Source organism: Gallaecimonas pentaromativorans (assembly GCF_003751625.1).
Lineage (GTDB): Bacteria > Pseudomonadota > Gammaproteobacteria > Enterobacterales > Gallaecimonadaceae > Gallaecimonas > Gallaecimonas pentaromativorans.
Window position 1 is genome coordinate 24,452 of sequence record NZ_RJUL01000016.1, and the last position, 11,824, is coordinate 36,275.

Below are 11,824 nucleotides of genomic sequence, written 5' to 3' on the forward strand. Positions count from 1 at the left end.
CCATGCCACGTTCTCTCAAGAAAGGTCCGTTTATCGACCTGCACTTGCTGAAGAAGGTAGAGAAAGCGGTGGAAAGCGGGGACAAGAAACCTATCAAGACTTGGTCCCGTCGTTCAATGATCATTCCGAACATGATCGGTTTGACCATCGCTGTCCATAATGGTCGTCAGCACGTTCCGGTATACGTTTCCGACGAAATGATCGGTCACAAGCTGGGCGAGTTCGCGCCGACCCGTACTTACCGTGGTCACGCCGCGGACAAGAAAGCCAAGAAGCGTTAAGGAGTAAAAGATGGAAGCTATCGCTAAACATCGTTTTGCCCGTACCTCTGCGCAGAAGGCTCGCCTGGTTGCTGATCAGGTTCGCGGTCTGCCCGTGGCTAAGGCCATCGACACTCTGACCTTCAGCGACAAGAAAGCTGCCGCTCTGGTCAAGAAGGTACTGGATTCAGCCATTGCCAATGCCGAGCACAACTTCGGTCTGGACATTGATGAATTGAAAGTGGCCAAGATCTTCGTTGACGAAGGTCCGTCCATGAAACGCATCATGCCCCGCGCCAAAGGTCGTGCGGATCGTATCCTCAAGCGCACCAGCCACATTACTGTGGTTGTCGCTGAGCGTTAATCCAGGAGATAAGCAATGGGACAGAAAGTACATCCTAATGGTATCCGCCTGGGCATCGTGAAGCCTTGGAACGCGACCTGGTACGCGGACACCAAAGATTTTGCTGACAACCTGCATGGCGATCACGAAGTGCGTCAGTTCCTGAAAAAGGAACTGAAAGCCGCTTCTGTATCCCGCATCGTTATCGAGCGCCCGGCTAAGTCCATCCGCGTTACCATTCACACTGCCCGTCCGGGTGTGGTGATTGGTAAGAAAGGTGAAGACGTTGAGAAGCTGCGCAAAGCTGTTGCCAAAATTGCCGGCGTGCCCGCGCAAATCAACATCAGCGAAGTGCGTAAGCCTGAGCTGGACGCGCAACTGGTTGCCGACAGTATCAGCAGCCAGCTGGAGCGCCGCGTCATGTTCCGTCGCGCTATGAAGCGTGCGGTACAAAACGCCATGCGTCTGGGTGCCAAGGGTATCAAGGTAGAAGTGAACGGCCGTCTTGGTGGCGCCGAAATCGCTCGCACCGAATGGTACCGTGAAGGCCGTGTGCCGCTGCACACCCTGCGCGCTGACATCGATTATGCCACTTCCGAAGCTCACACCACTTACGGCGTGATCGGCACTAAAGTCTGGGTCTTCAAAGGTGAGATCCTGGGCGGTATGCCGGTTGCCGAAGTCCAGCCTGAGCCGAAGAAGAAAGGCAAAGGTGGCAAGTAAGGAGTTCCAGCGATGTTGCAACCGAAACGTACAAAATTCCGTAAGCAGCACAAGATGCGTAACCGTGGTCTGGCGCAAGCCGGTGCCAAGGTTTCCTTCGGTACCTTTGGTCTGAAAGCCATTGGCCGTGGTCGCATGACTGCTCGTCAAATTGAAGCTGCCCGTCGTGCCATGACCCGTCACGTCAAGCGTCAAGGTAAGATCTGGATCCGGGTATTCCCCGATAAGCCGATCTCCGAGAAGCCTCTGGAAGTGCGGATGGGTAAAGGTAAAGGCTCCGTTGAATATTGGGTCGCCGAAATCAAACCCGGCAAAGTCCTGTATGAAATGGACGGTGTCTCCGAAGAGCTGGCACGTGAAGCGTTCGCCCTGGCGGCCGCCAAACTGCCGTTTAAGACCACCTTTGTGATTCGGACGGTACTGTAATGAAAGCGACTGATCTTCGTAACAAGAGCGTTGAAGAGCTGAACGCTGAGCTGATCAATCTGCTGCGTGAGCAATTCAACCTGCGCATGCAGTCAGCAACTGGTCAGCTGTCACAGTCTCACGAGCTCAAGAAAGTGCGTCGCAATATTGCACGCGTGAAGACTGTTCTCAACGAGAAGGCAGGTGCGTAATGACTGAGAAGACTGTTCGTACGCTGCAGGGCCGCGTGGTCAGTGACAAGATGGACAAGTCCATCACTGTTGCTATCGAGCGCTTTGTGAAGCACCCGATCTACGGTAAGTTCATCAAGCGTACCACCAAGCTGCACGTGCATGACGAGAACAACGAGTGCCAAGCTGGTGACGTCGTGACTATTCGCGAATGTCGCCCGCTGTCCAAGACCAAGTCTTGGACTCTGGTACAAATTGTTGAGCGTCCGGCCAAGGTTTAATCGCCAAGGCTCGCGCAAAACCGCAATGACCCCGGCAACGGGGTCATTGTATTTTTATTAGCCTTAGCGCTACCCATTGCAAAGTGATGGTGTTAAACTGTCGCGCCTTTGCTATAGGCAGCCAAAGGTGGCCCAATTCTGGGCCGTAGTTATTTTTTAGCGGAGCACTAACATGATCCAAATGCAAAGTATGCTCGACGTTGCTGATAACAGCGGCGCTCGCAGCGTAATGTGTATTAAGGTTCTGGGTGGTTCGCACCGCCGTTATGCCGCTGTTGGCGACATCATCAAAGTTACCGTTAAGGAAGCGATTCCGCGCGGTAAAGTGAAAAAAGGTGATGTGGTTAACGCGGTGGTAGTGCGTACCAAGAAAGGTGTGCGTCGTCCTGACGGGTCACTGATCCGTTTCGATCGTAACGCTGCGGTACTGCTTAATGCTAAGCAGGAACCCATTGGCACCCGTATCTTCGGCCCGGTGACTCGTGAACTGCGTTCTGAGAAGTTCATGAAGATCATCTCTCTGGCGCCGGAAGTACTGTAAGGAGTATCCCAATGGCAGCGAAAATTCGTCGTGACGATGAAGTGATCGTGCTGACCGGCAAAGACAAGGGCAAGCGTGGCAAAGTCACCAAGGTCCTGGCTACCGGCAAGCTGATCGTTGAAGGCGTAAACGTCATCAAAAAACACCAAAAGCCCAACCCCTACCTGGGTGTTCAGGGTGGCATTGTTGAAAAAGAAGCCCCTATTCAGGTTTCCAACGTAGCCATCTACAACCCCAAAACTGGCAAGGCTGACCGTGTCGGTTTCCGTTTTGAAGAAGGCCAAAAGGTCCGTTTCTTCAAATCCAATAACGAAGTCATCAACTGATTTTTGGAGTAAACGATGGCGAAACTGCATGATTTCTACAAAGAGACTGTAGTGCCTGGGCTCGTTACCGAGTTCGGCTACAAGACAGTCATGCAAGTCCCTCGGATTGAGAAAATCACCCTTAACATGGGTGTAGGTGAAGCTGTGGCTGATAAAAAGCTGCTGGATAATGCCTCTGCCGATCTGGCAGCCATTTCCGGTCAGAAGCCGCTCATCACCAAAGCGCGTAAATCCGTGGCGGGCTTCAAAATCCGTGAAGGTTACCCCATTGGTTGCAAAGTAACCCTGCGTGGCGAACGTATGTGGGAGTTCTTCGAGCGTCTGGTCTCGATTTCTATCCCCCGTATCCGTGACTTCCGTGGCCTCAACCCGAAATCTTTCGACGGTCGTGGCAACTACAGCATGGGTGTTCGCGAGCAAATCATCTTCCCTGAAATCGACTACGACAAAGTCGATCGCGTACGTGGTCTGGATATCACCATCACCACCAGCGCGAAGAATGACGAGGAAGGTCGTGCTCTGCTGGCTGCCTTTAACTTCCCGTTCAAAAAGTAAGGAATTAGGGTTATGGCAAAGCAATCAATGAAGGCCCGCGAGGCCAAGCGCGCCAAGCTGGTAGCTCAGTTTGCTGAAAAACGTGCGACTCTGAAAGCTACCATCAGCAGCGTCAACAGCTCTGACGAAGAGCGTTGGGACGCCGTGCTCAAACTGCAATCCCTGCCGCGTGATTCCAGCCGCAGTCGTCAGCGTAACCGCTGCCGTGTGACTGGTCGTCCGCACGCCTTCCTGCGCAAGTTCGGCCTGAGCCGTATCAAGGTGCGTGAAGCTGCGATGCGCGGTGAAATTCCTGGCCTCAAAAAGGCCAGCTGGTAAGCCACTTACGGGAGTGAAGCATTATGAGCATGCAAGATCCTATCGCTGACATGCTGACTCGCATCCGCAACGGCCAACAGGCCCGCAAGGTTGCGGTCATCATGCCTTCTTCCAAGCTGAAGGTGGCTATCGCCGAGACGCTGAAGAAAGAAGGTTATATCGCCGGTTATCAAGTTTCTGGCGACGTCAAGCCCGAGCTGGAAGTGACCCTGAAGTATTTCGAGGGCAAGCCGGTTGTCGAGAGCATTCAACGCGTTTCCCGCCCTGGTCTGCGCATCTATAAGAAAAAAGATGAGCTGCCGAAAGTAATGGGTGGTCTGGGCGTTGCTATCGTCTCTACGTCCAAGGGCGTGATGAGCGACCGTGCTGCGCGTAAAGCCGGCATGGGTGGCGAAATCATCTGCTACGTAGCGTAAGGGGGTAGAACAATGTCTCGTGTCGCTAAAGCACCTGTGACCATTCCTGCCGGTGTCGAAATTAAATTCGACGGCCAGGAAATCACAGTTAAGGGTAAAAACGGTACTCTCAGCCGCGTTCTGAACAACGCTGTGACCGTGAACCAAGAAGACAACCAGCTGAAAGTTAGCCTGAAAGACGGTGCTACTGAAATTGCTCAGGCCGGCACTGCCCGCGCCCTGATCAATAACATGGTCATCGGTGTTACTGAGGGCTTCAGCCGTAAGCTGCAACTGATTGGCGTGGGTTACAAAGTGCAGGTACAAGGTTCCAAGTTGAACCTGGCCCTGGGCTTCTCTCACCCGGTAGAGCATGAACTGCCGCAAGGCATCACTGCCGAGTGCCCGAGCCAAACTGAAGTGGTTATCAAAGGCGCAGACAAACAGTTGGTCGGCCAAGTTGCTGCCAACGTTCGCGGCTACCGTCCGCCCGAGCCCTACAAAGGCAAAGGTGTTCGCTACGCTGACGAAACTGTTCTGCGTAAAGAGGCTAAGAAGAAGTAAGGTAACACTATGGACAAGAAAGCATCTCGTCTTCGTCGCGCTCTGCGCGTACGCAAGCAGATTAAAGAGCTGGGTGCGAATCGTCTGGTGGTTCACCGTACACCGCGCCACATTTACGCGCAGCTGATCGCAGCCAACGGTTCTGAAGTGATCGCCTCTGCCTCCACTCTGGAGAAAGCACTGGCCGAGCAAGTGAAATACTCCGGCAACATCGATGCTGCCAAAGCAGTGGGTAAAGCCATCGCCGAGCGCGCTCTTGAAAAAGGCGTGAGCACCGTTGCATTCGATCGTTCCGGTTTTAAATATCACGGTCGTGTAGCTGCCCTGGCGGACGCTGCCCGTGAAGCCGGCCTGAAGTTCTAAGGAGCAGTCATGGCGAACGTAGAAAAGCAAGCCGGTGACCTGATCGAAAAGCTGATCAGTGTTAACCGTGTTTCTAAAGTAGTTAAGGGCGGCCGTATCTTCAGCTTCACTGCATTGACTGTAGTGGGCGACGGCAACGGTCGCATCGGTTTTGGTTACGGTAAAGCCCGTGAAGTTCCTGCTGCCATTCAAAAGGCAATGGAACAAGCTCGCCGCAACATGGTTACCGTCTCTCTGAACGGCACCACCCTGCATCACCCTGTTAAGGGCCGTCATTCCGGCTCCCAGGTGTACATGCAGCCTGCCTCTGAGGGTACTGGTATCATCGCCGGCGGTGCCATGCGCGCCGTGCTGGAAGTTGCTGGCGTACACAACGTACTGTCCAAGGCCTATGGTTCCACCAACCCGATCAACGTGGTTCGTGCAACCATCGGTGCCCTGGTAGACGTTAAGTCACCGGAAGCCGTAGCGGCCAAACGTGGTCTCACCGTTGAAGAAATTCTGGGGTAATCACTATGGCTAACAAAACTGTAAAAGTGACTCAAACTCGCAGCGCTATTGGCCGTTTGCCTAAGCATAAGGCCACGCTGCGCGGTCTGGGCCTGCGTAAGATCAACCACACTGTAGAGCTGGAAGATACTCCGGCAGTACGTGGCATGATCAACCAGGTCTATTACATGGTGAAGGTGGAGGGCTAATCGGATGAAACTGAATACCCTGTCCCCCGCCGCTGGTTCCAAGTCCGCACCTAAGCGTGTTGGCCGTGGTATCGGTTCTGGCCTGGGTAAAACCGGTGGCCGTGGCCACAAAGGTCAAAAGAGCCGCAGTGGTGGTAAAGTACGTGCCGGTTTTGAAGGCGGTCAAATGCCGCTGCAACGCCGTCTGCCGAAGTTCGGCTTCACTTCTCGTAAGTCCCTGGTGACTTCTGAAGTGCGCCTGTCCGAGCTGGCCAAGGTAGAAGGTGATGTGGTTGATCTGAACAGCCTGAAAGACGCTAACGTCATCACCCGTAACATTGAATTCGCCAAGGTTGTACTGTCCGGCGCCATCGAGCGTCCTGTGACTGTACGTGGTCTGCGCGTCACCAAAGGTGCCCGTGCTGCCATTGAAGCCGCTGGCGGAAAGGTCGAGGAATAATAGGCAATGGCTAAACCAGGACTGGATACTCAAAAGGCACAAGGCGGGCTGTCGGAACTTAAACGCCGACTGCTGTTCGTGCTCGGGGCGATTATCGTTTTCCGGGCCGGCTCCTTCGTCCCCATTCCTGGTATTGACGCTGCTGTTCTTGCCGATCTGTTTGCACAGCAAAAAGACACCATCGTTGCCATGTTTAACATGTTCAGCGGTGGTGCCTTGTCCCGTGCCTCCGTGTTTGCACTGGGGATCATGCCGTACATTTCGGCATCGATCATCGTGCAGCTGCTGACCGTGGTGCACCCTGCACTCGCCGAACTGAAAAAGGAAGGTGAAGCAGGCCGCCGCAAAATCAGCCAGTACACACGCTGGGGTACATTAGCGCTGGCGATTGTCCAGTCCTTTGGGATCGCAACCGGTCTCCCTAACCTGGTTAACGGCCTTGTGCTGGACCCAGGCCCTGCTTTCTACTTCACTGCAGTAGTCAGCCTGGTGACCGGTACCATGTTCCTGATGTGGCTGGGTGAGCAGATCACTGAACGGGGTATCGGCAACGGTATCTCCATTCTGATCTTTTCCGGTATCGTCGCGGGCCTGGCCCCGGCGATCGGCAAGACAATAGAGCAGGCGCGTCAAGGGGATTTGAATTTCCTGGTAGCGATCCTGATTGCAGTTGTAGTTGTTGCTGTCACATTTGGTGTTGTTTTCGTTGAACGCGGCCAGCGCCGCATCGTCGTCAACTATGCCAAACGTCAGCAAGGCCGTCGCGTCTTTGCAGCGCAAAGCACGCATCTGCCGCTGAAGATCAACATGGCTGGGGTTATCCCGCCGATCTTCGCCAGCTCCATTATTCTGTTCCCGGGCACTGTGGCTCAATGGTTCGGTCAGAACCAGTCACTGTCCTGGCTTCAGGATATTGCACTGTCGCTGTCACCAGGTCAGCCGTTGTACGTGATGCTGTATTCAGCAGCCATCATCTTCTTCTGTTTCTTCTACACCGGGCTGGTATTCAACCCGCGTGAAACAGCTGAAAACCTGAAGAAGAGCGGTGCCTTTATTCCGGGCATTCGCCCAGGCGAGCAAACTGCTCGTTATATCGACAAAGTGATGACTCGCCTCACTCTGGCCGGTGCGATCTACATCACCTTGGTGTGTCTGATCCCTGAGTTCATGATGGTGGCCTTTAATGTGCAGTTCTACTTCGGTGGTACCTCACTGCTCATTATCGTCGTCGTGATTATGGACTTTATGGCGCAAGTGCAGACTCATCTGATGACCCATCAGTATGAGTCGGTCATGAAGAAGGCGAACCTCAAGGGCTACGGGCGATAAGCCTGGCCTTTGGTGTCGTTGAACATACGGAGTAAGCAATGAAAGTTCGTGCATCCGTTAAGAAAATTTGCCGCAACTGCAAAATCATCAAGCGCCACGGCGTGGTTCGCGTGATTTGCACTGAGCCGAAGCACAAGCAACGGCAAGGCTAATCCGGGGCTGACCAGCAAATAGCTGGTCAGCTTAATTGAAAACAGGCTTTCTGTTGGGTATCCTTACGGGCTTTCCGCAGATAGCCACTACTTTAGGAGTGCAGTTGATGGCCCGTATAGCCGGCATTAACATTCCTGATCATAAACATGCTGTGATCGCACTGACTGCCATTTTTGGCGTCGGTCGTACCCGCGCTAAGGCCATTTGTGCCGCCGCTGGTATCGAAGAAAGCGTGAAAATCCGCGAGTTGGATGAAGCGCAAATTGACAAACTTCGTGACGAAGTCGGTAAGTACACCGTTGAAGGTGATCTGCGCCGTGAAGTCACCCTGTCTATCAAACGTCTGATGGACCTGGGTTGCTTCCGTGGCCTGCGCCACCGTCGCGGTCTGCCCGTACGTGGTCAGCGCACCAAAACCAATGCGCGTACCCGTAAGGGTCCTCGTAAGCCGATCAAGAAATAATTTGGGAAGGTAAACGATGGCTAAAACTCCGACTCGCGCACGTAAGCGCGTTAAGAAGCAAGTGGTTGATGGTATTGCCCACGTACATGCTTCTTTCAACAACACTATCGTGACTATCACTGACCGTCAGGGCAACGCCCTGTCCTGGGCTACCGCAGGTGGCTCTGGTTTCCGTGGCTCTCGTAAGTCTACTCCTTTCGCTGCGCAGGTTGCTGCTGAGCGTGCTGGTGTAGTTGCTGCTGAGTACGGTGTGAAAAACCTGGAAGTGAATGTAAAAGGTCCCGGTCCGGGCCGTGAATCCGCAATCCGCGCTTTGAATGCTGCCGGTTTCCGGATCACCAACATCACCGACGTCACGCCGATCCCGCACAACGGTTGTCGTCCGCCCAAGAAGCGTCGCGTGTAATTCGCTTCTAGAGGATAGTGGAGAAAGAACATGGCAAGATATTTGGGTCCTAAGCTCAAGCTCAGCCGCCGCGAAGGTACTGATCTGTTCCTGAAAAGCGGCGTACGCGCGATTGATTCCAAATGCAAACTCGAGCAAGCCCCTGGTCAACACGGTGCCCGTAAGCCCCGCTTGTCTGACTACGGTGTACAGCTGCGCGAGAAGCAAAAAGTTCGTCGTATCTACGGCGTACTGGAAAAGCAATTCCGTAACTACTACAAAGAGGCCGCCCGCCTGAAAGGCAACACCGGTGCAAACCTGTTGCAACTGCTGGAAGGCCGTCTTGATAACGTGGTTTACCGCATGGGTTTCGGTGCTACTCGCGCTGAATCTCGCCAGTTGGTGAGCCACAAAGCGGTCCTGGTTAATGGCAAAGTAGTAAACGTTGCCTCCTTCCAGGTCTCCGTCAATGACGTCGTCTCCATCCGTGAGAAGGCCAAGAAACAGGCTCGCATCAAAGCAGCTCTGGAACTGGCTGAACAGCGTGAAAAGCCGACCTGGCTGGAAGTTGACAAAGACAAGATGGAAGGCACCTACAAGCGTCTTCCTGAGCGTACTGATCTGTCCGCCGACATCAACGAACAGCTGATCGTCGAGCTTTACTCCAAGTAAAGCTTAACGCACTAGAGAGGACTATATGCAGGGTTCTGTTACTGATTTTCTCAAGCCGCGGCTGGTGGACATTGAAAGCCTCAGCCCGACTCGAGCCAAAGTGACCCTGGAGCCGCTTGAACGCGGTTTCGGCCACACACTTGGCAATGCGCTACGCCGCATTCTCCTGTCTTCCATGCCCGGCTGTGCCGTAACGGAAGTGGAAATTGATGGCGTACTGCACGAGTACTCCAGCAAAGAAGGTGTTCAAGAGGATGTTATTGAGATCCTTCTGAACCTGAAAGGCCTGGCTGTGAAGCTGCACGGTAAAAACGAAGCCATGCTGACACTCACCAAGAGTGGCGCTGGCGCTGTCGTTGCGGCAGACATCACTACTGACGGTGATGTGGAAATCATGAACCCCGAGCACCACATCTGCACTTTGACTGGCGACGCGGAAATTTCCATGCGCATCAAAGTAGAGATGGGTCGCGGTTACGTACCTGCTTCTTCTCGTCTGACTCTGGAAGAGGATGACCGTCCTGTGGGCCGCCTGCTGGTCGACGCCGGTTTCTCTCCCGTTGAGCGTATTGCTTACAACGTGGAACGTGCTCGTGTTGAACAACGCACTGACCTCGACAAACTCGTTATCGACATGGAAACCAACGGTACCATCGATCCCGAGGAAGCTATCCGTCGTGCTGCCACCATTATGGCCGAGCAACTGGAAGCCTTCGTCGAGCTGCGTGACATGAGCGAGCCGGAACAGAAAGAAGAGAAGCCGGAGTTCGATCCGATCCTGCTGCGTCCTGTTGATGATTTGGAGCTGACCGTGCGTTCGGCTAACTGCCTCAAAGCAGAAGCCATCCACTACATCGGTGACCTGGTACAGCGTACCGAGGTAGAGCTCCTCAAAACGCCTAACCTGGGTAAGAAGTCTCTGACCGAAATCAAAGACGTATTGGCATCTCGTGGTCTTTCTCTGGGCATGCGCCTCGAGAACTGGCCACCTGCCAGTCTGGTCGACAGAGATTAATCTGGGTTACGTGTTCAACTGATTTAGTTAAAAGGAAACTCCCATGCGCCATCGTAAGAGTGGTCGTCAACTAAATCGCAACAGCAGCCATCGCCAGGCCATGTTCCGTAACATGGCCAGTTCACTGGTTCGTCATGAAGTTATCAAGACTACCGTGCCGAAGGCGAAGGAACTGCGTCGCGTTGTTGAGCCGTTGATCACCCTGGCCAAGATCGACAGCGTTGCTAACCGTCGTCTGGCCTTTGCCCGCACTCGTGATAAAGAAGTTGTGGGTAAACTGTTCAACGAACTGGGTCCGCGTTACCAAGATCGCCCCGGCGGTTACCTGCGCATTCTGAAGTGCGGTTTCCGTGCCGGCGATAACGCCCCCATGGCATTCGTAGAACTGGTTGATCGTCCTGTTGCTGCCGTAGCTGCTGAAGAAGCCGCTGCCGAGTAAGCTGCAGACCTGTAAAAAAGCCGAGGCAAATGCCTCGGCTTTTTTATTGGCGTTTTTTCTTCAGGGCTGACGCGCCCCTTGCTGCGCAGAGACATCATCTTCTTTCTTGAGTGCAAACATGGCTTTTACAGTGGCAATTGCTTCATCAGCCTGATCGGGCACCAGCTTTTTCACCAGTGCTAATAGCTCATTAATATGGTCAGGGTGCTGCTCGGCTGTTACCTGCACAATACTGTCTACAGCCAAAGGTTCGGTAGAAAGTGCCACGGTCATGATCTGGCTGAATCTGGCTGGCTCATCATTAACAGCAGAATTGACGACCACATCTGAACAGGCAGGATCGGCATGGATAGCCGCTTGGACCACTGCGTCCGTATCGACTCCAGGAAGTTTTAGTGCCTGGTCGACTGCAAGGGACAACAACCCAGGTTGTTGCTGCGCAATACCACTGATGATCTTAGGTATGGCATCGGGGTAGCTACGGTACGCTTCATTCAGGATGACTTCCGAAGCATTCGGGTAATTCTGTACCAGAATGCTCACTGCCTTTGGTACAGAGTTGTTTTGGGCAACCTGATTTTCCAGCAGATCATGAAGGGAAGCCTGACCAGCAAGTGCCGGCAAGCTGCACAAGCTCAATGTAGCTAGCAGTACGCAGTAGTTTGCTACCAGACGCATAGACCCCTCTCTATATGACTTTCTTATTCTTTACCTATCTTCAGACTGCATTAATCAGAGATAGTTTGCTTATGTTTTAGCCTTATTTAGTTTTTCCTGCGAGCCCTAAAAAAAGATCTTGTGATCTGAAACAAGATCCCTATAATGCCGCCTCGTCGCCAAGGGAAAGCGCGGTGAAGGACTTGAAAGCAGAGCTTAAAAAGGCCTTGACCGATAAAGATAAGTGAGTAGAATGGCGGCTCGCTTCGGGGATTGAGTCGAAAGGCTTAAAAAACGAAGTTTAGTGTG

The 11,824-nt window shown here is 53.4% G+C and carries 24 protein-coding genes; 23 read left to right on the forward strand and 1 reads right to left on the reverse strand.

Annotation, left to right across the window (positions count from 1 at the left end; translation table 11 throughout):
- Positions 1-2: 2 nt before the first annotated feature.
- The 23 genes from rpsS (at position 3) to rplQ (ending at position 10,858) form a co-directional block, all read left to right on the forward strand.
- Positions 3-281 (forward strand): 30S ribosomal protein S19, encoded by a 279-nt coding sequence (rpsS, locus tag EDC28_RS19510; RefSeq protein WP_008486816.1) that lies wholly within the window; start codon positions 3-5, stop codon positions 279-281.
- A 10-nt stretch (positions 282-291) separates the two neighbouring features.
- Entirely contained in the window at positions 292-624 is a 333-nt protein-coding gene (gene rplV / locus EDC28_RS19515) for a 50S ribosomal protein L22 (protein ID WP_050660947.1), read from the forward strand.
- Between the two features lie 15 nt (positions 625-639).
- Complete coding sequence (gene rpsC / locus EDC28_RS19520; RefSeq protein ID WP_050660946.1) at positions 640-1,326, forward strand: 30S ribosomal protein S3; 687 nt, start codon at positions 640-642, stop codon at positions 1,324-1,326.
- Between the two features lie 12 nt (positions 1,327-1,338).
- A complete protein-coding gene (rplP, locus tag EDC28_RS19525) occupies positions 1,339-1,752 on the forward strand; it encodes a 50S ribosomal protein L16 (RefSeq protein WP_008486813.1) in 414 nt (137 codons plus the stop codon).
- Positions 1,752-1,943 carry a 50S ribosomal protein L29 gene (gene rpmC / locus EDC28_RS19530; protein WP_050660945.1) on the forward strand — a complete coding sequence of 64 codons (192 nt, stop codon included), beginning with the start codon at positions 1,752-1,754 and terminating at the stop codon, positions 1,941-1,943. Before rplP ends, rpmC begins: the two co-directional genes overlap by 1 nt.
- A complete protein-coding gene (gene rpsQ, locus EDC28_RS19535) occupies positions 1,943-2,203 on the forward strand; it encodes a 30S ribosomal protein S17 (protein ID WP_050660944.1) in 261 nt (86 codons plus the stop codon). Before rpmC ends, rpsQ begins: the two co-directional genes overlap by 1 nt.
- Before the next feature lie 172 nt (positions 2,204-2,375).
- The gene (gene rplN / locus EDC28_RS19540) at positions 2,376-2,744 is read left to right on the forward strand and encodes a 50S ribosomal protein L14 (RefSeq protein ID WP_008486809.1); all 369 of its coding nucleotides are present in this window, start codon (positions 2,376-2,378) and stop codon (positions 2,742-2,744) included.
- Positions 2,745-2,755: 11 nt separating this feature from the next.
- A complete protein-coding gene (rplX, locus tag EDC28_RS19545; protein ID WP_050660943.1) occupies positions 2,756-3,070 on the forward strand; it encodes a 50S ribosomal protein L24 in 315 nt (104 codons plus the stop codon).
- A gap of 15 nt (positions 3,071-3,085) precedes the next feature.
- Positions 3,086-3,625, forward strand: a complete 540-nt coding sequence (gene rplE / locus EDC28_RS19550) for a 50S ribosomal protein L5 (RefSeq protein WP_050660942.1) — start codon at positions 3,086-3,088, stop codon at positions 3,623-3,625.
- A 12-nt stretch (positions 3,626-3,637) separates the two neighbouring features.
- Positions 3,638-3,943, forward strand: a complete 306-nt coding sequence (gene rpsN / locus EDC28_RS19555) for a 30S ribosomal protein S14 (RefSeq protein WP_008486806.1) — start codon at positions 3,638-3,640, stop codon at positions 3,941-3,943.
- Between the two features lie 23 nt (positions 3,944-3,966).
- Positions 3,967-4,359: a 30S ribosomal protein S8 gene (gene rpsH / locus EDC28_RS19560; protein WP_050660941.1), complete on the forward strand. Its 393-nt coding sequence runs from the start codon at positions 3,967-3,969 to the stop codon at positions 4,357-4,359.
- 12 nt (positions 4,360-4,371) lie between these two features.
- Positions 4,372-4,902 carry a 50S ribosomal protein L6 gene (gene rplF, locus EDC28_RS19565; protein WP_050660940.1) on the forward strand — a complete coding sequence of 177 codons (531 nt, stop codon included), beginning with the start codon at positions 4,372-4,374 and terminating at the stop codon, positions 4,900-4,902.
- Positions 4,903-4,911: 9 nt separating this feature from the next.
- Positions 4,912-5,265 carry a 50S ribosomal protein L18 gene (rplR, locus tag EDC28_RS19570; protein WP_050660939.1) on the forward strand — a complete coding sequence of 118 codons (354 nt, stop codon included), beginning with the start codon at positions 4,912-4,914 and terminating at the stop codon, positions 5,263-5,265.
- Positions 5,266-5,274: 9 nt separating this feature from the next.
- Positions 5,275-5,775 (forward strand): 30S ribosomal protein S5, encoded by a 501-nt coding sequence (rpsE, locus tag EDC28_RS19575; protein WP_008486802.1) that lies wholly within the window; start codon positions 5,275-5,277, stop codon positions 5,773-5,775.
- Positions 5,776-5,780: 5 nt separating this feature from the next.
- On the forward strand, positions 5,781-5,963 hold the full coding sequence (gene rpmD / locus EDC28_RS19580) for a 50S ribosomal protein L30 (protein WP_050660938.1): 183 nt from the start codon (positions 5,781-5,783) through the stop codon (positions 5,961-5,963).
- 4 nt (positions 5,964-5,967) lie between these two features.
- On the forward strand, positions 5,968-6,402 hold the full coding sequence (gene rplO / locus EDC28_RS19585) for a 50S ribosomal protein L15 (RefSeq protein ID WP_008486800.1): 435 nt from the start codon (positions 5,968-5,970) through the stop codon (positions 6,400-6,402).
- Positions 6,403-6,408: 6 nt separating this feature from the next.
- Positions 6,409-7,731 carry a preprotein translocase subunit SecY gene (gene secY / locus EDC28_RS19590; RefSeq protein ID WP_050660937.1) on the forward strand — a complete coding sequence of 441 codons (1,323 nt, stop codon included), beginning with the start codon at positions 6,409-6,411 and terminating at the stop codon, positions 7,729-7,731.
- Positions 7,732-7,769: 38 nt separating this feature from the next.
- Positions 7,770-7,883, forward strand: coding sequence for a 50S ribosomal protein L36 (gene rpmJ / locus EDC28_RS19595; protein ID WP_008486798.1), 114 nt, complete (start codon positions 7,770-7,772; stop codon positions 7,881-7,883).
- Between the two features lie 107 nt (positions 7,884-7,990).
- Positions 7,991-8,347, forward strand: a complete 357-nt coding sequence (gene rpsM / locus EDC28_RS19600) for a 30S ribosomal protein S13 (protein ID WP_050660936.1) — start codon at positions 7,991-7,993, stop codon at positions 8,345-8,347.
- 16 nt (positions 8,348-8,363) lie between these two features.
- Positions 8,364-8,753 (forward strand): 30S ribosomal protein S11, encoded by a 390-nt coding sequence (gene rpsK / locus EDC28_RS19605; RefSeq protein ID WP_008486796.1) that lies wholly within the window; start codon positions 8,364-8,366, stop codon positions 8,751-8,753.
- 30 nt (positions 8,754-8,783) lie between these two features.
- Positions 8,784-9,404, forward strand: coding sequence for a 30S ribosomal protein S4 (gene rpsD, locus EDC28_RS19610; RefSeq protein ID WP_050660935.1), 621 nt, complete (start codon positions 8,784-8,786; stop codon positions 9,402-9,404).
- 25 nt (positions 9,405-9,429) lie between these two features.
- Entirely contained in the window at positions 9,430-10,419 is a 990-nt protein-coding gene (locus EDC28_RS19615) for a DNA-directed RNA polymerase subunit alpha (protein WP_050660934.1), read from the forward strand.
- A 43-nt stretch (positions 10,420-10,462) separates the two neighbouring features.
- A complete protein-coding gene (gene rplQ, locus EDC28_RS19620) occupies positions 10,463-10,858 on the forward strand; it encodes a 50S ribosomal protein L17 (RefSeq protein ID WP_050660933.1) in 396 nt (131 codons plus the stop codon).
- Positions 10,859-10,918: 60 nt separating this feature from the next.
- On the opposite strand, the gene EDC28_RS19625 is transcribed toward rplQ, so the two are convergent.
- A complete protein-coding gene (locus EDC28_RS19625; RefSeq protein WP_123422715.1) occupies positions 10,919-11,536 on the reverse strand; it encodes a hypothetical protein in 618 nt (205 codons plus the stop codon).
- Between the last annotated feature and the right edge of the window lie 288 nt (positions 11,537-11,824).